Source organism: Mesorhizobium sp. 2RAF45 (assembly GCF_052115225.1).
Classification (GTDB): domain Bacteria; phylum Pseudomonadota; class Alphaproteobacteria; order Rhizobiales; family Rhizobiaceae; genus Mesorhizobium; species Mesorhizobium jarvisii.
Genome location: NZ_JBFRGG010000007.1, coordinates 40800 through 58120 on the forward strand (window position 1 = coordinate 40800; position 17321 = coordinate 58120).

General features: G+C 63.1%; 15 protein-coding genes. 11 read left to right on the top strand and 4 right to left on the bottom strand.

The features are described from left to right. The first annotated feature begins 72 nt into the window (after nucleotides 1-72). The 3 genes from AB4Z43_RS19560 (at nucleotide 73) to AB4Z43_RS19570 (ending at nucleotide 2742) form a co-directional block, all read left to right on the top strand. On the top strand, nucleotides 73-891 hold the full coding sequence (locus tag AB4Z43_RS19560; RefSeq protein ID WP_027047703.1) for a chromate resistance protein ChrB domain-containing protein: 819 nt from the start codon (nucleotides 73-75) through the stop codon (nucleotides 889-891). Then, complete coding sequence (gene chrA, locus AB4Z43_RS19565) at nucleotides 888-2279, top strand: chromate efflux transporter (RefSeq protein WP_019862972.1); 1392 nt, start codon at nucleotides 888-890, stop codon at nucleotides 2277-2279. The genes AB4Z43_RS19560 and chrA overlap by 4 nt, the downstream gene beginning before the upstream one ends. A 64-nt stretch (nucleotides 2280-2343) precedes the next feature. After that, complete coding sequence (locus AB4Z43_RS19570) at nucleotides 2344-2742, top strand: hypothetical protein (protein ID WP_027047704.1); 399 nt, start codon at nucleotides 2344-2346, stop codon at nucleotides 2740-2742. 42 nt (nucleotides 2743-2784) lie between these two features. Here AB4Z43_RS19570 and AB4Z43_RS19575 read toward each other — a convergent pair whose 3' ends face one another. Together AB4Z43_RS19575 and pdxR are read right to left on the bottom strand one after the other, a co-directional pair. After that, nucleotides 2785-4374, bottom strand: coding sequence for a trimethylamine methyltransferase family protein (locus AB4Z43_RS19575; RefSeq protein WP_441938762.1), 1590 nt, complete (start codon nucleotides 4372-4374; stop codon nucleotides 2785-2787). Between the two features lie 193 nt (nucleotides 4375-4567). Continuing rightward, entirely contained in the window at nucleotides 4568-6061 is a 1494-nt protein-coding gene (gene pdxR / locus AB4Z43_RS19580) for a MocR-like pyridoxine biosynthesis transcription factor PdxR (protein ID WP_010913204.1), read from the bottom strand. A gap of 303 nt (nucleotides 6062-6364) precedes the next feature. On the opposite strand from pdxR, the gene pgi reads away from it, so the two are divergent. Beyond that, nucleotides 6365-8008, top strand: a complete 1644-nt coding sequence (gene pgi, locus AB4Z43_RS19585) for a glucose-6-phosphate isomerase (RefSeq protein ID WP_038651932.1) — start codon at nucleotides 6365-6367, stop codon at nucleotides 8006-8008. Nucleotides 8009-8013: 5 nt separating this feature from the next. Next, nucleotides 8014-8736 carry an HAD family hydrolase gene (locus AB4Z43_RS19590; RefSeq protein WP_027047706.1) on the top strand — a complete coding sequence of 241 codons (723 nt, stop codon included), beginning with the start codon at nucleotides 8014-8016 and terminating at the stop codon, nucleotides 8734-8736. Here the strand turns inward: AB4Z43_RS19590 and AB4Z43_RS19595 are convergent. After that, on the bottom strand, nucleotides 8720-9541 hold the full coding sequence (locus AB4Z43_RS19595; protein ID WP_441938763.1) for a class I SAM-dependent methyltransferase: 822 nt from the start codon (nucleotides 9539-9541) through the stop codon (nucleotides 8720-8722). The two genes, AB4Z43_RS19590 and AB4Z43_RS19595, sit on opposite strands and share 17 nt — an antisense overlap. A gap of 16 nt (nucleotides 9542-9557) precedes the next feature. Beyond that, nucleotides 9558-11261, bottom strand: coding sequence for a long-chain fatty acid--CoA ligase (locus AB4Z43_RS19600; RefSeq protein WP_441938764.1), 1704 nt, complete (start codon nucleotides 11259-11261; stop codon nucleotides 9558-9560). Between AB4Z43_RS19600 and AB4Z43_RS19605 the strand changes: the two genes are divergently transcribed. The 6 genes from AB4Z43_RS19605 (at nucleotide 11245) to AB4Z43_RS19630 (ending at nucleotide 17296) form a co-directional block, all read left to right on the top strand. Further along, nucleotides 11245-11514, top strand: coding sequence for a hypothetical protein (locus tag AB4Z43_RS19605; protein WP_441938765.1), 270 nt, complete (start codon nucleotides 11245-11247; stop codon nucleotides 11512-11514). The genes AB4Z43_RS19600 and AB4Z43_RS19605 overlap by 17 nt on opposite strands. A 538-nt stretch (nucleotides 11515-12052) precedes the next feature. Beyond that, nucleotides 12053-13651 carry an ABC transporter substrate-binding protein gene (locus AB4Z43_RS19610; protein ID WP_038651939.1) on the top strand — a complete coding sequence of 533 codons (1599 nt, stop codon included), beginning with the start codon at nucleotides 12053-12055 and terminating at the stop codon, nucleotides 13649-13651. A 45-nt stretch (nucleotides 13652-13696) separates the two neighbouring features. Then, nucleotides 13697-14704: an ABC transporter permease subunit gene (locus AB4Z43_RS19615; RefSeq protein ID WP_038651941.1), complete on the top strand. Its 1008-nt coding sequence runs from the start codon at nucleotides 13697-13699 to the stop codon at nucleotides 14702-14704. After that, complete coding sequence (locus AB4Z43_RS19620) at nucleotides 14704-15615, top strand: ABC transporter permease subunit (RefSeq protein ID WP_019862982.1); 912 nt, start codon at nucleotides 14704-14706, stop codon at nucleotides 15613-15615. Before AB4Z43_RS19615 ends, AB4Z43_RS19620 begins: the two co-directional genes overlap by 1 nt. Then, entirely contained in the window at nucleotides 15615-16466 is an 852-nt protein-coding gene (locus tag AB4Z43_RS19625) for an ABC transporter ATP-binding protein (RefSeq protein ID WP_019862984.1), read from the top strand. The genes AB4Z43_RS19620 and AB4Z43_RS19625 overlap by 1 nt, the downstream gene beginning before the upstream one ends. Further along, a complete protein-coding gene (locus AB4Z43_RS19630) occupies nucleotides 16463-17296 on the top strand; it encodes a dipeptide ABC transporter ATP-binding protein (protein WP_019862985.1) in 834 nt (277 codons plus the stop codon). Before AB4Z43_RS19625 ends, AB4Z43_RS19630 begins: the two co-directional genes overlap by 4 nt. Nucleotides 17297-17321 lie beyond the last annotated feature (25 nt).

Below are 17321 nucleotides of genomic sequence, written 5' to 3' on the forward strand. Positions count from 1 at the left end.
TGCATCGCGACGACCCCGTGAGGCGTCAGCCCAACGTTCGCGTCCAAGCTTCTCTATCAGGAGGTGGACGCCATGCCGTCAACAACCGCTATCACCGTATCGCAACTGTCTCGTCTGGTCGGCCTGCCGGGAGCCCCGGTAATCGTCGATGTTCGCATCGATGAGGATTTCGACGCCGATCCACGCCTGCTGCCGGCCTCGATCCGGCGCGATTTCAAAACCGTTCCGACCTGGGCGCCCGATTTCGCCGGCCAGCCTGTGGCGGTCGTCTGCCAGAAGGGCCTGAAGCTCTCGCAAGGTGTCGCCGCATGGCTGCGTCATGAGGGGATTCCCGCCGAATCCCTTGAAGGGGGTTTCGAAGCCTGGCGCGAGGCAGACGGGCTTTTGGTCAGCACCGACAAATTGCCACCGCGCGACGAAAAGGGCCATACCGTATGGGTGACACGGGCACGCCCGAAGGTCGACCGCATCGCTTGCCCCTGGCTGATCCGGCGTTTCGTCGATCCTCATGCGGTCTTCCTGTTTGTCGAGGCAGCCGAAGTGCCGGCTGTCGCCGACCGCTTTCAGGCCGTGCCGTTCGACATCGACAATGTGTTCTGGAGCCATCGCGGTGAACGCTGCACCTTCGATACGATGATCGAGGAATTCGGGCTGGAATCCACCGCACTCGACCGCCTCGCCGCGATCGTGCGCGCGGCCGACACCGCAAGGCTCGATCTGGCGCCCCAGGCCGCCGGCTTTCTGGCTGCTTCGCTTGGCCTGTCGCGGATGTTTCGCGACGATCTGGAACAACTGGAAGCAGGCATGCTGCTCTACGATGCGTTCTTCCGCTGGTGCCGCGATGCCACCGAGGAAACGCACAATTGGCCCAGCGCGGGTAAACCGTCATGAGCGCCGTTGTGCCTGCACATGGGTCGGGGAACGTCGAGGCGCCGGCTGTGCCGACCTTTGCCGAAGCCGTCAAGGTCTGGGCGAAGATCGGACTGCTCAGCTTCGGCGGGCCGGCCGGGCAGATCGCCCTGATGCACAGGGAACTGGTCGAGGAACGGCGCTGGATCGGTGAACAGCGTTTCCTGCATGCGCTGAACTACTGCATGCTTTTGCCTGGCCCGGAAGCCCAGCAACTTGCCATCTATATCGGCTGGCTGCTGCACAGGACGATCGGCGGTCTTGTCGCCGGCATCCTGTTCGTCGTGCCCGGCGCGCTCGTCATGCTGATCCTGAGCAGCCTCTACGTGCTCTATGGCGACATTCCGCTCGTCGAGGCGCTTTTCCTCGGGGTGAAGGCGGCGGTGCTTGCCATCGTCATCGAGGCGGTGATCCGCATCGGACGGCGCGCCCTGAAAAACCCGGCCATGGTGTCGATCGCGGTCGCGGCCTTCATCGCAATCTACGCGTTGAATGTGCCGTTCCCGCTGATCATCCTGCTCGCCGGCCTGACAGGATGGCTGGGAGACCGCCTCGCTCCGGGTCTCTTCTCCGGTTCGGCGCACGGCAAGGATGATGGTCCTGATATCAAGGGCGCCGTCGACCTGATGTTCGAGCGCGGCGAACTGTCCCATGTCAAACCGACCAGATGGCATGCGCCGCGCACTGTCGCAATCTGGCTGCCGATTTGGCTCGGACCGGTCCTCCTGATCTGGTGGTTCACCGGCTCTGCCAGTGTGTGGACCGAGATAGGCCGGTTCTTCAGCCTGATGGCGGTCGTCACCTTCGGCGGCGCCTATGCGGTGCTGGCCTATGTCGCGCAGGCCGCCGTCCAGTCATTCGGCTGGCTGGCTCCCGGTGAAATGGTTGATGGTCTCGGACTTGCCGAGACCACGCCCGGCCCGCTCATCCTGGTGCTGCAGTTTGTCGGCTTCATCGCCGCGTTCCGTCACTCCGGGTCACTGAACCCATTGCTTGGCGGATCGCTCGGAGCGCTGCTGACCCTGTGGGTGACCTTCACGCCGTGCTTCTTCTGGATATTCCTTGGCGCGCCCTATATCGAGGCCTTGCGCGGCAACAGGGCCTTGTCGGCGGCGCTCGGCGCGATCACCGCCGCTGTTGTCGGCGTCATCATGAATCTCGCTTTGTGGTTTGCCTTGCACGTCGTCTTCCGTGAGGTGCACGCAATGAGCCTCGGCATGAATGTGCCGGTGCTTGCGTCGATCGACTGGCGCGCGGCGCTGCTGTCCTTGGCCGCGATGATCGCCATCCTGAAGCTGAAGATCGGCATGCTGCCGACGCTCGCTGGATCGGCCCTTGCCGGTGTCTTGCTGCTGGCGGTAAGTGGCTAGATGCCAGCCTGCTTTGTATTCCGCTTCCCGACCACTTAAGTGGTTGGAAACGGATTGGAACATCATGGCGCAACGACGCTCTTCCCTCGGCTTTCTCGGCATGTTCGGCCGCTCGGGTGATCTGAGGCAGCTCGATTCCGCCTTGCGCGGCGCCGACCTGCACCCCGCCCTCGTGCCGGAGGGCGTGAAGCTCACAATCGTCAATCTGATGAAGGATCGCTGGCCGGACGAGCCGCCGCCACAGGCCTATCCGGACGTAGCGCTGCTGTTCAGCTATTGCATCGCCGGTCCGGAAACCTTCGAAAGCTCGCAAGGTTTGCAGCAGCGGCAGGACGTCGAACGCCGGATCGAGGCCGCGGTGGAGGCCGGCGACAGTTTCGACGCGCAGATCGTGCTGATGGCTCTGCACGCCAAGCTGATCAATGCCGAGGTCGTCGAGCGCTACGGTCTGGGCGCCGACTAGGGCATGTTGATTTTCAGGCGATGGTGCCGGTCCGCAAACCGGCTACCCGCCCATATTGGCGCGCGGCAGCTTGATCATGTCGCCGAAGCGGGCGCGCAGTTTTTCGTCGAGCAGTTTTGGCACATGGCGCGGGAAGCGTTCGGCAAGGATGCGCTTCTTCTCGATGATCGCGCGCTGCAATATGTCGGGACGGCCCTTCTCGTTCCATTCCTTCGGCGAAAACCGGTCGCCGACGGCCGGGTAGAAATACTCCGTCTGCATCAGCCGCAGCGTCTGCTCGTTGCCGAGATAGTGGCCAGGCCCATTCAGGCAGACTTCGGCGATGGTGTCGATCGACAGCGCTTCGTCTGTCACCTCGATGCCGCGCACGCAGCGCAGGCAATGGCCGAGCATGTCATTGTCGATGATCAGGCTTTCCAGGCAGAAGCCGAGCAGCGAGGCATGCATGCCGGCCGATTCATAGACGAGGTTGAGCCCGGCCAAGCCGGCCATCACGTCGGTGATGCCTTTTTCGTAGCCGGACTGGATGTCGGGCAGTTTCGAATCCGTCATGCCGGCGGCCGAGCCACCCGGCAGATCGTAGAACTGCGCCATCTGCGCGCAGGCCGCGGTCAGCACCGCCTGTTCGGCCGAGCCGCCCGACATGGCGCCGGTCCGTAGGTCCGACACGAACGGCCATGTGCCGAAGATTGCCGGATGCCCCGGCTTGATGGCGTTGACATAGACCAGACCGGCCAGCACTTCGGCCACTGCCTGCACCACGGCGCCGGCAATCGCCGCCGGCGCGGTCGCGCCGGCCTGGCCGGCCGACAAAAGCAGGATCGGGATGCCGCCTTCGACGCAGGCCTCAAGCACGCCGCAGGCATCCTCGGCGAATTTCATCGGCGGCACGACGAAGCAGTTGGAGTTCGACACGAACGGCCGGGCGCGGAAATTCTCCTCCCCGCCGGCAATGGCATAGAGCATTTCCAGCGCCGGCTGCACGTTCTCGCGCACCGTGAACGAGGTGCCGACATGCTTGGACGTACCCATCACGCAGGCATAGAGCGTGTTGAAGTCCATTTCGAGTGGATCGGGAATGTCGCGCGGCACCATCGGCCGCTGGAAGAAATGGATGTTGTCGAGCCCGTCGACGATGCGGGCGGCGTCATAGATGTCCTGCAGCAGCGATTCGCGGTATTCGCGCTTCTCGACATCGACCAGATGCACGGCGGCGCCAGCCGTGCCGTAGTGCACGCGCTTGCCCTGGATCATCATATCGTGTTTCGGATCCTGGCCGTGCAAGGTGAAATTGCGTGCCGCTTTTTTGATCGTATCGAGCACCAGGGCGCGCGGGAAACGGATGCGGCCATCGTCGCCATAGGTGGCGCCGGCCTTGGTCAGCGCCTCGATGCAAGAGGGGATGGCATTGGCGAAGCCGACCGTCTCCAGCAGCGTCAGCACCGCCTCGTGGATGCGCTCCTGGTCGTTGCCGCGCAGCGGTCCGTAGCTGCCGCCCTCGAGGCCGGCGCGCACCGGCCTGATGTCGTCGGCGAGCGGCGCTGCCCGCATGGCACGGCGCGCTTCGCGTCCACCGGAGCGGCGCGAGCGCTGATCCGCCGCCGCTTCCTGCTTTTCAAGAACCACAGACATGGAGGCACTCCACCTTTTCTCGGAAACAGGGCGGCGGTTGGTCCACCATCGGCTGCTTCTTCCCCTTTGTGCCACGACTATGCCGCCGGCATTGGCCCAGACCATGAGCCAGCCGGTCTGGTTGCATATGCCAGCGCTAAAGGAAACGGGGCCGCGATCGGGCGGCCCCGGTCAAAAGGATCGGATAAGTGGATCAGGCGGCGGCGGGCCTGCGCCCGGCGGCGGTGGCCAGTTCCCGGATGCCTGGCTCGATGTGCTGCAGCGCGATCGAGGAAATGCCCAAACGCATGAAACGCGAAGGCTTTTCGGTGCGGTCGAAGAAGCGGTCTCCCGGCTCGATGATGACGCTGCGCGAGGCCGCGGCCTCGGCCAAACCGCGGGAATCGGTGCCGCGCGGGCCTTCGAGCCAGAGCGACGTGCCGCCGGCCGAGTCGGTCGAGCGCCATTCCGGCAGGAAAGCGGAAATCGCATGGACCAGACGCTTGCGCCGCTCGTCGAAGGCGCTCGACAGGCGCCGCACCAAGGCCTCGTGATGGCCGAGCGACAGGAAGAGCGCCACGGCACGCTGGTTGTTGGCCGGCGGATGGCGCAGCATGAAGCGGCGCAGCGCCCTCAGTTCCGAGATTAGTCCAGCAGAGGCCACGATGTAGCCAAGCCGCAGGCCCGGGGCCAGCGTCTTCGACATCGAGCCGACATAGACGACGCGGCCGGAACGATCGAGGCTCTTCAGCGCCTGCTGCGGCGCCTCGTCGAGAAGCTGGCTGTCATAGCCGTCCTCGATGATGATCTGGTTGTGCCGGTTGGCACGCGCCAGAAGGTCCTGCCGCCGCTCGGCCGACAACGGCACCATGGTCGGGCAATGATGGCTGGGCGTGACGAAGACGAAGCCGGAATCATTGGGGATAGAAGAGGTTACGATGCCGGACTGGTCGACCGGCACCGGCTGGATGTCGGCGCCCGCAAGCCGGAAGATCGAGCGTGCGTCGGGGTAGCCCGGGTCCTCCATCGCCACCTTCGAGCCCTTGGTCATCAGCAGCGAAGCCAGCATGTAGAGCGCGTTCTGGGCGCCAAGCGTGACGATGATCTCGTCGGGATTGGCGAAGATGCCGCGCCGGGGCAAGAGCCGCGCCTGGATCTGCTCGATCAGCAGCGGATCGTCGCGATCGACCATGTCGGACGCCCAGTTGCGGATTTCGAGCACGGCCAGCGCCATGCGGTTGCACTCGCGCCATTCGGCGGTCGGGAACAGCGCCGGGTCGAACTGGCCGTAGACGAAGGGGTAGGACGACTTGATCCAGTTCTCGTGCTTGGCCGGCGGCGGCATGTCGCTGGCGGCGATCTGCCGGCGTGCCTTCCAGTCGATCTCATTGGCCTGGTCGGGCGCCTTCTGGTGCGGCTTGGCCGGTGTTGCCAGCACGTCGGGGTTGACGAAATGGCCGCGCCGCTCGCGCGCCACCAGGAACCCCTGGTCGACGAGCTGCTGGAAGGCCAGCACCACCGTCCCGCGTGCGACGCCCAGCTTCTCGGCCAGGATCCGGCAGGAGGGAAGCGGCATCGAAGCGGCGATCTGCCGGTCGAGAATGGCGGCCACGATGGCCTGGCGGATCTGCGCCTGCAGGGTTTGGCCGGATTCGGCCGAAATCCGGAACAGGCCGGACCATATGGCCGTGTCGTTGCGCTGTGGCATGGGAAATCTTCCTCGGATGGCCAGCCATTTTCATTTGGCTGGACCAGTCGAGTGTATGGGTGGCACAAGGGGTTGCGCCAATCAATTTTTCTGATCTTTGGGATTTATGCCAGTGATCCTTCAGCCAAAATTGGGCTCTGCGGCCGCCCGAAGTGACACATAGTGTCATCGCATCGTGATGCGATGCGGCATCGCCGCGTATTGACCGCACGGAATTCGGCTCAATAGGTTTGTCGCGACGACACGCGCCGGAAACATCCGGTCTGATAAAGTATGTCGAAAAACGCCAGGAGCTCCCCGCCATTGGATAAGTCAGCCTTCCAGAAACAGCTCGCCGCCTTGCGCGATCATCGCACCGCGGCACCTGCGAGCATGCGCCAGGCCTTCGCCGCCGATCCACAGCGTTTCCAGACATTCTCCGCCACCGATGGTGACCTTTTGCTCGACTGGTCGAAATGCGCCGTCGATGCCGTCACCATGGACTTGCTAGAGAAGCTCGCCGGCGCCGCCGATCTCGAGGGTCGCCGCGCCGCCATGTTCGCCGGCAAGAAGATCAACATCACCGAGGACCGCGCCGTGCTGCACACGGCGCTGCGCAATCTCAGCGGCAAGGGCGTCACGGTCGACGGCCAGGACGTCAAGGCCGACGTCATTTCCGTGCTCGACGCGATGGGCGCCTTCGCTGATGCCATCCGTTCAGGCAAGGCTCTTGGCGCCACCGGCAAGAAGATCACCGATATCGTCAACATCGGCATTGGCGGCTCCGACCTCGGCCCGGCTATGGCGACGCTGGCGCTGGCGCCATATCATGACGGGCCACGCGCGCATTATGTCTCCAACATAGACGGCGCCCACATCCACGACACGCTAAAGGGCCTGTCGGCCGAAACCACGCTGTTCATCATCGCCTCCAAGACCTTCACCACGGTCGAGACGATGACCAACGCGCAGACGGCGCGCGACTGGGTGCAGAAGGCACTCGGCAAGCAGGCGGTCGGCAAGCATTTCGCCGCTGTTTCGACGGCACTCGACCTGGTGGCCAAGTTCGGCATCGAGCAGAACCGCGTCTTCGGTTTCTGGGACTGGGTCGGCGGCCGTTATTCGGTCTGGGGCGCGATCGGCCTGCCCGTCATGATCGCCGTCGGCCCGCGAAATTTTCGCGCCTTCCTCGACGGCGCGCACGAGATGGACGAGCATTTCCGCACCACCCCGCTCGCCGGGAACCTGCCGGCGCTTCTCGGGCTGGTCGGCTGGTGGCATCGCGTGATCTGCGGCTATCCGGCCCGCGCGGTCATCCCCTATGACCAGCGCCTGTCCCGGCTGCCGGCCTATCTGCAGCAGCTCGACATGGAATCGAACGGCAAGGGCGTCACCCTTGACGGCACGCCCGTGGCGACACCGACCGGGCCGCTGGTCTGGGGCGAGCCGGGCACCAATGGCCAGCACGCCTTCTTCCAGCTCTTGCACCAGGGCACCGACTTCATCCCGGTCGAGTTCCTCGCCGCGGCTGTTGGCCATGAGCCGGAGCTCAAGCACCAGCATGATTTGCTGCTCGCCAATTGCCTGGCGCAGTCCGAAGCGCTGATGAAGGGCCGCACGCTGGACGAGGCGCGCGCGCAGATGCTGGCCAAGGGCATGAAGCCGGCCGACGTCGACAAGATTGCGCCGCATCGTGTCTTCTCCGGCAACCGGCCTTCGGTGACCATCCTCTATCGCAAGCTCGACCCGCGCACTTTCGGGCGGCTGATCGCGCTCTATGAGCACCGCGTCTTCGTCGAGGGCACGCTGTTCAACATCAATTCCTTCGACCAGTGGGGCGTCGAGCTCGGCAAGGAGCTGGCGACCGGCCTGCTGCCTGTCGTGGAAGGCAAGGAAAGCGCCGCAAACCGGGACGCCTCGACCAGGGGCCTTGTGGAACGCATCCACCAATTGCGCGGTTCGGAGTGACTGATTTGGCAGACATCAAGGGTATATTGTTCGACAAGGACGGGACACTTGTCGACTTCAACGCGACCTGGCTCGGCGTCGCCGATTTCATGGCCATGGATGCCGCTGATGGCGACCGCTGGAAGGCCGACAGGCTGCTTGCGGCCGCCGGCTTCGATTTCGCCAGCCGGCGCTTCAAGCCCGATTCGATCTTTGCCTCGGGCACCAACATGGATGTCGTCGAGCTGTGGTTCCCGCGTCTGTCCGACGAAGACCAGATGCTGGCCGTAGCCCGCTTCAACGAGATCACCTCGGTGCAGGGCTCGGCGATGGCGGTGGCGCTGCCGGGCATCGTCGATACCTTGGCGGTGCTGCACAAAAGATCCTACCGGCTTGGCGTCGCCACCAACGATTCCACCAGCGGCGCGGAAAAGACCTTGGTCACGCTGGGCGTCGCCCAGCTGTTCGACGCCGCCTATGGCTATGACGCGGTGGCCAATCCCAAACCCGCGCCCGACACCATCCAGGCCTTTTGCGACCTCACCGGCCTGAAGCCAGCGGAGATCGCCATGGTGGGCGACAACCGCCACGATCTCGAAATGGCGCGCGCCGGCGCCTGCGGCCTGGCGGTGGGCGTGCTCTCCGGCACCGGCACGCGCGAATCGCTGGCCGGCATTGCCGACGTCGTTCTCGATTCCGTCGCCGACCTGCCGGATTTCCTGTCGACGCGGGTCAAGGAGACGGTTTGATCGCTCCCGCCAGCGCGGTCTCGGCCTCGAAACGAAAGACGCCGCTCGGCTTCAGCGTGGCATCTTTCGCGTCACCGAAATCCGGCACCTGATATTCGACGAGCAGTCGCAGCCGGGCCAGCGGCAGGTCATGGCGACGCGGATCGCCGACCAGCACCTCGATGCCGGCTGCCAAACAGCGATCGAGGAACGGGGTAACCCGTAGAGCAACCTCGTGGCCGTAGAACACGTCGCCTGCAAGCACGAGGTCGACGGCCGGCGGCGGCCCCGTGGTGATATCCTGGTGGACGATCGTGATCTCGACGCCGTTGGCCGCCGCGTTGAGGCCGATAGCGGCAACGCCGTTGCGGTCGATCTCGGCGGCGATCACCTCGCTTGCGCCGGCCTTGGCGGCGGCAATGCCGACAATGCCCGAACCCGCCCCCAGGTCCAGCACGCGACGGCCCGCCACGGTCATCGGATTGTCGAGGATGTGGCGCGCCAGCACCGCGCCGCCGGCCCACGCATAGGCCCAGTAGGGCGGCTGCGGTTCTGGCGCATCGTCGTCCGCATCAATATCGTCTTCAGGATCGACGAGGCGTCTCAATCCGCTGCCCGGATGGGCGGTGTAGAACCGGATTTCGGGAAGCGCCGGTACAGGAACAAGGCGCATGTTCGCCTTGATGAATTCCGCCGGGTCGAGGCGCGGGCGGTTTGGCAAGTCCTTGCTTGGTCCCTCGTCGCCGAAGGGGTGGCCCCTCGCTAAAGCGCGCTGCGCTTCAGCTCTTTGTTTTGGTGCATGTCGTTCTCCCAAAACCCAGGTCACTTTTGGGCGATGTGCATCAGGCGCGCAATGCCCGCCGCAGGATCTTGCCGACCGGCGTCTTCGGCAATTCGGTCCTGAACTCGATATATTTGGGCCGCTTGTAGCCGGTCAGGTTCTCGCGGCAAAAAGCGGTGATGGCTTCCACGGTCAGGGCCGGATCCTTCTTGACGATGAACAGCTTCGGCACTTCGCCCGAATGCTCGTCCGGCACGCCGATCGCCGCGACTTCGAGCACGCCTGGATGCATGGCCACGACCTCCTCGAGTTCGTTCGGATAGACGTTGAAGCCCGAGACCAGGATCATATCCTTCTTGCGGTCGACGATCTTGGTGTAGCCGCGCTCGTCCATGAAGCCCATGTCGCCGGACTTGAAGTAGCCGTCCTTGGTCATCACCTTGGCGGTCTCGTCAGGCCGGTTCCAGTAGCCCGCCATCACCTGCGGTCCCCTGATGCAGATTTCGCCGACCTCGCCGAGCGGCAAATTGTTGCCGTCATCGTCGCGGATGGCGATTTCCGTCGAGGGCAGCGGCAGGCCGATCGTGCCGGTGAAGTCACCGGAACTGAACTTGTTGGCCGTCGCCACCGGTGACGTTTCCGAGAGGCCGTAGCCCTCAGTGACAGGGCAACCGGTCAAAGCCTTCCAGCGCTCGGCGACGCCCTTCTGCACCGCCATGCCGCCGCCAAGCGTCAGCACCAGCGGCTTGAAGTCGAGTTTGCGGAAGTCCTCATTGTTGAGCAGCGCGTTGAACAGCGTGTTGAGGCCGGGAAAGATGTGGACCGGATACTTCTGGAGTTCCTTGACGAAGCCCGGAATATCGCGCGGATTAGGAATGAGCACGTTGCGAGCGCCTTGCTGCATGCCCATCAGCGCGTTCACCGTCAGCGCGAAGATATGATAGAGCGGCAGCGCGCAGATGAAGTTCGGGTGTGCGGGCTTCGGCTTGATCGTATAGGCGTCTTCCATCCACTGCGCGTTCTGCACGACATTTGAGAGCACATTGCTGTGCAGCAGCGTGGCGCCTTTCGACACGCCCGTGGTGCCGCCCGTATATTGCAGGAAGGCGACATCGTCGGCCGCAACCTTGGCCGGCTTGAAGCCAAGGCCGGAGCCGGCCTTCATCGCCGCGTTGAACTTGACATGCCCGGGCAGCGACCATGCCGGCACCATTTTCTTCACGCGGCGCACGACGAAGTTGACGATCGTGCCCTTGAGGCCGCCAAGCATGTCGCCCATGGCCGCCACCACGACATGCTTGACCGCGGTCCTGGAGACTACCGCCTGCAAGGTGTTGGCGAAGTTTTCCAGGATGACGATGGCTTGCGCGCCGGAATCCTTGAGCTGGTGCTCCAGCTCGCGCGGCGTGTAAAGCGGATTGATGTTTACCACGACATAGCCGGCGCGCAGGATGCCCATCATCGCCACCGGATATTGCAGAACGTTAGGCATCATGATGGCGACGCGCGCACCCTTTTGCAGCCCCTTCGATTGCAGATAGGCACCGAAGGCCGCCGACAACTGCTCGACATCGGCATAGCTGATGGATTTGTCCATGCAGGTGAAGGCCGGCTGGGCGGAAAACTGCTTGCAGGCGGCGACCAGGAAATCGCCGATCGAACTGTAGGGCAACGCACCGATCTCGGCCGGAACATTTTTCGGATAGCTCTTGAGCCAAGGCTTTTCGGGCAGGCCTGCGGCAAGTTCCGTGAGCGCCTTCGGCAACCGCTTGGTGTCAGCTGCCGCCGGTTTCGATGTCGACGCTGCCTTCGCTGGCGATGCGGCCTTCGCTGCCCCGGTCTTTGTGGGAGAAGCCTTTGCAGGGGTCTTCGCCGGAGAAGTCTTCGTCGCTGAGGTCTTTGCCGGGGCGGCTTTTGCCGCCGGCTTCGCAACGGCCTTGGCGGTGGCTGCCTGTGCCGCCTTGGCAGGTCTTGCGCCTGTGCTGGCGGTCGAGGCCTTGGCACCAGCTTTACCTTGATCGTCGGCGGCGGCTGGTTTCGAGACTGCCTTTGCCGACGCTTTCACCGGCGCCTTTGATGCTTTTGCCACCCGTTCCTCCTCGACTATTCCTGTTCGCCCGTTTCGGTCGCCTATGCCGCGCCCGCCTCCGAATTGACAGAGGCGTCCTCCGTGCCGCCAGCATATCCATCTATGTATTGCCTCTATCGGCGGCGGTGCAAGTCTTGCCCTTGCGGCAGGGCGCCGAAAGATTTGCCGTCGAAAATCCTTCCCGCCGGCGACACTTGGAACCGGCATCTTTCCGCATCGATGATCGGATGAGGGCGGACGCGGCGGCGATGTCGCCATATGCCAGATCAATAAAAAAATGCGGTCGTTAATAATCTCGTGAGTGGAAAAAACTGCTAATTTTTTCTGCCATTTAGCAAAATGGCAGATTTTTTTCCTGCTTCCCGAGGGGTAAGCAAACGGGGTGTTCCAAAGCCGGAAAAACGGTGCTTATATGCGCGCTTCGCGAGCCTGATAGAGGGGCTTGGAAGAACATCAGGGAGTGCTCAATGAAAAAGAAACTCGCTTTTGCGGCCGCTTTGCTGGCCGCAAGCGTACTGAGCGGCATGGCCAATGCAAAGACGCTCGTCTATTGCTCGGAAGCGTCGCCTGCCAATTTTGATCCGGGTACCACGACCGGCGGCAACGACTTCGATGCCTCGTCGCGTACCGTCTATTCGCGTCTGGTCGAATTCAAGCATGGCGGCACCGAAGTCGAGCCCGGCCTTGCCGACAAGTGGGAGATTTCCGACGACGGCTTGGTCTACACTTTCCACCTGCATCCGGGCGTCAAGTTCCAGACCACCGACTATTTCAAGCCGACGCGTGACCTCAACGCCGACGACGTCGTTTTCTCCTTTGATCGCCAGTTCAACAAGGCGAACCCCTGGAACGGCGACAAGTATCTGCCGAACCTGACCTGGGACTACTACACGGGCATGGACATGCCGAAATACGTCGCCAAGTGGGAAAAGGTCGATGACCTTACCGTCAAGCTGACGCTGACCGAGCCGAACGCGCCGATGCTGGCCAACCTTGGCATGGACTTCGCCTCGATCGTGTCGAAGGAATATGCCGACCAGCTGGAGAAGTCCGGCAAGATGGCCGATTTCTCGACCAAGCCGATCGGCACTGGTCCGTTCCAGTTCGTCGACTACCAGCTGGATTCGGTCATCCGCTACGCGGCTCACCCGGATTATTTCAAGGGCAAGGAAAAGATCGACGATCTCGTCTTCGCCATCACGCCTGACGCCACCGCCCGCACCCAGAAGGTGCTCGCCGGGGAATGCGACATCGCGCCCTATCCGAACCCGGCCGACATCGCCACCATCAAGGCCAACAAGGACGTGACCCTGATGGATCAGGCCGGCCTGAACATCGGCTATATGAGCTACAACACCACCATCCCGCCGCTCGACAAGCCTGAGGTGCGCCATGCGCTCAACCAGGCGATCGATCGGGAATCGCTGATCAAGTCGCTGTTCCAGGATGCAGGCGCCACGCCTGCCGAAAACCTGATCCCGCCGACCATGTGGTCGTGGAACAAGGATGTGAAGACCGACGCCTACAATCCGGAAGCGGCCAAGAAGGTGCTGGCCGACGCCGGCCTGAAGGAAATCCAGCTCTGGGCATCCGACCGCGTTCGCCCGTACAACCCGAACTTCCAGCGCGCCGCCGAACTGATCCAGGCCGACTGGGCCAAGGTCGGTGTCAAGGCGGAGATCGTCAACTACGAGTGGACCAAGTATCGCTCGGAAGGCAAGAAGAAGGACCGTCCCGGTGCGTTCCAGATCGGCTGGACCGGCGACAATGGCGATCCGGACAACTTCTTCGCCACCCTGTTCGCCTGCTCCGCCATCGGCGTCTCGAACTACTCCAGCTGGTGCGACAAGGACTTCGAGGATCTGATCCAGAAAGCCAAGAAGACCAGCGACCAGGCCGAGCGCACCAAGCTCTACGAACAGGCGCAGGTGATCTTCGCCAAGGAAGCGCCCGCCTTCCTGCTGGTCCACAGCCAAGTCTACGCGGTCGTGCGCAACAATGTCAGCGGTTTCAAGATGGATCCGCTCGGCATTCACCGCTTCGACGGCGTTGACAAGGCCGAATAAGACTATAGAGCGGGGCGGCGCAATGAAGCGCCGCCCCCCTACATCATGCTAAAATATATCCTCCACCGAATTGCACTTTTGATCCCGACGCTTGTCGGCATCACGATCTGCGCCTTTGCGTTCGTCAGGCTGCTGCCCGGCGATCCTATTCTTGCCATGGCCGGTGAACACGGTGTGGCGCCGGCGCGTTATGAAGAGCTGAAGGAGCAGTTCGGCTACAATCTGCCGATCTGGCAGCAATACACACGCTATGTCGGTGAGGTCGTGACCGGCGATTTCGGCGTCTCGATTTCGTCCAAGCGCCCGGTGCTCGAAGAGTTCAAGACGCTCTTCCCTGCGACGCTGGAACTGTCGTTCTTTGCCATGATCTTCGCCATGGTACTGGGCATTCCGGCCGGCATCTTCGCGGCGGTCAAGCGCGGCTCCTGGTTCGATCAGTCGCTGATGGGCACCGCGCTCGTCGGCTATTCCATGCCGATCTTCTGGTGGGGCCTGCTGCTGATCATCTTCTTCTCCGGTTACCTCGGCTGGACGCCGGTCAATGGCCGCATCGACCTGCAGTACTTCTTCAAGCCGATCACCGGTTTCATGACCATCGACACCTTGCTCTACGGCAAATGGGATGCATTCCGCTCGGTATTGCGCCATCTGGTGCTGCCGACAATTGTGCTCGGTACCATTCCGCTGGCTGTGATAGCGCGCCAGACGCGCTCCGCCATGCTTGAAGTGCTGGGCGAGGATTATGTACGGACTGCCCGAGCCAAAGGCCTCTCGTCGGCCCGAGTCATCGGTGTGCATGCTCTGCGCAACGCACTCATCCCGGTGGTCACCACCATCGGCCTGCAGGTTAGCACGCTGCTCGCCGGCGCCATCCTTACCGAAACGATCTTCTCGTGGCCGGGCATCGGCAGGTGGATGGTCGAATCCATATCCAAGCGCGATTATGTTGTCGTGCAGTCTGGCCTGCTGTTGATCGCGCTTATCGTCATGGCCGTGAATCTGATCGTCGACGTGCTCTATGCCGTTATCAACCCACGCATAAGGGCGGCGTGATGAGCCAGTCGACCGAAATCGCGCCGATGGCCGCCGGCAACCCGGATCGCCTCACCGGTCTCAGGACCTTCTGGTATTATTTCTCGGTGAACCGGGGCGCCGTTATAGGCCTGTTCGTCTTCGTCCTTTTGGTGCTGGCGGCGCTCTTTGCGCCGCTGCTGGCCCCCTACGCGCCAGACATCCAGGACAAGACCGCGTTCTTGCGGCCGCCTGCATGGCAGGCAGGCGGCAGCTCGCAATATCTGCTCGGCACCGATCCGGTCGGGCGCGACATCCTTTCGCGCCTGCTCTATGGCGCGCGCTTCTCGCTGCTGATCGGCGCGGTCGTGGTCTCGCTGGCGCTCATCGGCGGCATCACGCTCGGCCTGCTGGCCGGCTATTTCCGCGGCTGGGTCGACGTGGCGATCATGCGCGTCATGGACCTCATCCTGGCCTTCCCGTCGCTGTTGCTGGCGCTGGTGATGGTCACCATCCTCGGTCCCGGCCTGTTCAATGCGATGCTGGCCATCGCGCTCGTGCTGCAGCCGCATTTCGCTCGCCTTGTGCGCGCCGCGGTGATGGCGGAGAAGAGCCGCGAATATGTCGTGGCGGCGAAGGTCGCCGGCGCCGGGCATCTCAGGCTGATGCTTCGCACTATCCTGCCCAATTGCCTGGGACCGCTGATCGTCCAGGGCACCTTGTCTTTCTCCAACGCCATCCTCGAAGCGGCCGCCCTCGGCTTCCTCGGCCTCGGTGCCCAGCCGCCGACGCCCGAATGGGGCACGATGCTCGCCTCGGCGCGTGAATTCATCCTGCGCGCCTGGTGGGTGGTGACCTTCCCAGGCCTGGCGATCCTGATCACCGTGCTTGCCATCAATCTGATCGGCGACGGTCTGCGCGATGCGCTCGATCCGAAATTGAGGAGGTCGTGATGGCGCTGCTGGACATCCAGAACCTCGTCGTCGAATTCCAGACCGCATCAGGTATGTTCCGGGCGGTCGATGGCGTTTCCTTGCATGTCGACGAGCGCGAAGTGCTGGCGATCGTCGGCGAGTCCGGTTCCGGCAAGTCGGTCTCGATGCTGGCGGTGATGGGCCTTTTGCCATGGACCGCCAAGGTCACCGCCGACCGCATGAGCTTCAATGGCCGCGATCTGCTGAAGCTGAGCCCTGCCGAGCGGCGCAAGATCGTCGGCAAGGACATGTCTATGATCTTCCAGGAGCCGATGGCCAGCCTCAATCCCTGCTTCACCGTCGGCTTCCAGATCGAGGAGGTGCTGCGTTTCCATATGGGCATGGACGGTGCGCAGCGCCGGGAGCGCGCCATCGAACTCCTCACGCAGGTCGGCATTGCCGAGCCGGCGGAACGGCTGAACTCGTTCCCGCACCAAATGTCGGGCGGCCAATGCCAGCGCGTCATGATCGCCATTGCCATTGCCTGCAATCCAAAGCTTTTGATCGCTGACGAGCCGACCACCGCGCTCGACGTCACCATCCAGAAGCAGATCCTCGATCTCCTGGTCTCGCTGCAGGCCAAATACGGCATGGGCCTGATCATGATCACCCACAATATGGGCGTGGTGGCCGAGACCGCCGATCGCGTCATCGTCCAGTACAAGGGCCGCAAGATGGAAGAGGCCGACGTGCTGTCGCTGTTTGAATCGCCGATGAGCAATTACACCCGCGCGCTTTTGTCGGCGCTGCCGGAGAATGCCGTGGGCGACCGGCTGCCGACCGTCTCCGACATGCTGTTCGAGCCGGCGCCCTCGGGAGCCGCCGCATGAGCATCAAGGTCGTCGAAGGCAAGAATATCGTGCGCGACTACCATGTCGGCGGCGGGCTGTTTCGCGCGCAGCGCACCGTGCATGCGGTCAAGGGCGTTTCCTTCAGTGTCGACAAGGGCAAGACGCTGGCCATCGTCGGTGAAAGCGGCTGCGGCAAGTCGACGCTTGCCCGCATCATCACGCTGATCGATCCCGCGACTTCGGGCGAACTGTTCATCGACGGCAACAAGGTCGACATCGCCAGGGGCGGATTGACCAAGGAGATGCGCCGCAAGGTGCAGATCGTCTTCCAGAACCCGTACGGCTCGCTCAACCCACGCCAGAAGATCGGCGACGTGCTGGGAGAACCGCTGCTCATCAACACCAACAAGCCGGCCGAGGAACGGCGCGACCTCGCCATGAAGATGCTGAAGAAGGTCGGTCTCGGGCCTGAGCACTACAATCGCTATCCGCATATGTTTTCCGGCGGCCAGCGCCAGCGTATCGCCATTGCCCGTGCGCTGATGTTGAACCCCAGCCTGCTGGTGCTGGACGAGCCGGTCTCCGCGCTTGATCTGTCTGTGCAGGCGCAGGTGCTCAACCTGCTCGCCGACCTGCAGGACGAGTTCCAGCTGACCTATGTCTTCATCAGCCACGATCTCTCCGTGGTGCGCTACATCGCCGACGACGTGATGGTGATGTATTTTGGCGAAGCGGTCGAATATGGCTCGCGCGAAGAGGTCTTTTCCGACCCCAAGCACAGCTACACCAAGACGCTGTTCGCCGCGACGCCGCGCGCCGACGTCGCCTCGATCAAGGCGAGATTGGCGAAGAAGAAGGCGGCGGCCTGAGACTGTTGGCCGCAGCCATCAGGCC

What these genes read in the sequence shown, in the direction of transcription:
- AB4Z43_RS19560 (WP_027047703.1), top strand. Translation starts at nt 73, where the DNA reads ATGCCGTCAACAACCGCTATCACCGTATCGCAACTGTCTCGTCTGGTC.
- chrA (WP_019862972.1), top strand. Translation starts at nt 888, where the DNA reads ATGAGCGCCGTTGTGCCTGCACATGGGTCGGGGAACGTCGAGGCGCCG.
- AB4Z43_RS19570 (WP_027047704.1), top strand. Translation starts at nt 2,344, where the DNA reads ATGGCGCAACGACGCTCTTCCCTCGGCTTTCTCGGCATGTTCGGCCGC.
- AB4Z43_RS19575 (WP_441938762.1), bottom strand. Translation starts at nt 4,374, where the DNA reads ATGTCTGTGGTTCTTGAAAAGCAGGAAGCGGCGGCGGATCAGCGCTCG.
- pdxR (WP_010913204.1), bottom strand. Translation starts at nt 6,061, where the DNA reads ATGCCACAGCGCAACGACACGGCCATATGGTCCGGCCTGTTCCGGATT.
- AB4Z43_RS19610 (WP_038651939.1), top strand. Translation starts at nt 12,053, where the DNA reads ATGAAAAAGAAACTCGCTTTTGCGGCCGCTTTGCTGGCCGCAAGCGTA.
- AB4Z43_RS19615 (WP_038651941.1), top strand. Translation starts at nt 13,697, where the DNA reads ATGCTAAAATATATCCTCCACCGAATTGCACTTTTGATCCCGACGCTT.
- AB4Z43_RS19620 (WP_019862982.1), top strand. Translation starts at nt 14,704, where the DNA reads ATGAGCCAGTCGACCGAAATCGCGCCGATGGCCGCCGGCAACCCGGAT.
- AB4Z43_RS19625 (WP_019862984.1), top strand. Translation starts at nt 15,615, where the DNA reads ATGGCGCTGCTGGACATCCAGAACCTCGTCGTCGAATTCCAGACCGCA.
- AB4Z43_RS19630 (WP_019862985.1), top strand. Translation starts at nt 16,463, where the DNA reads ATGAGCATCAAGGTCGTCGAAGGCAAGAATATCGTGCGCGACTACCAT.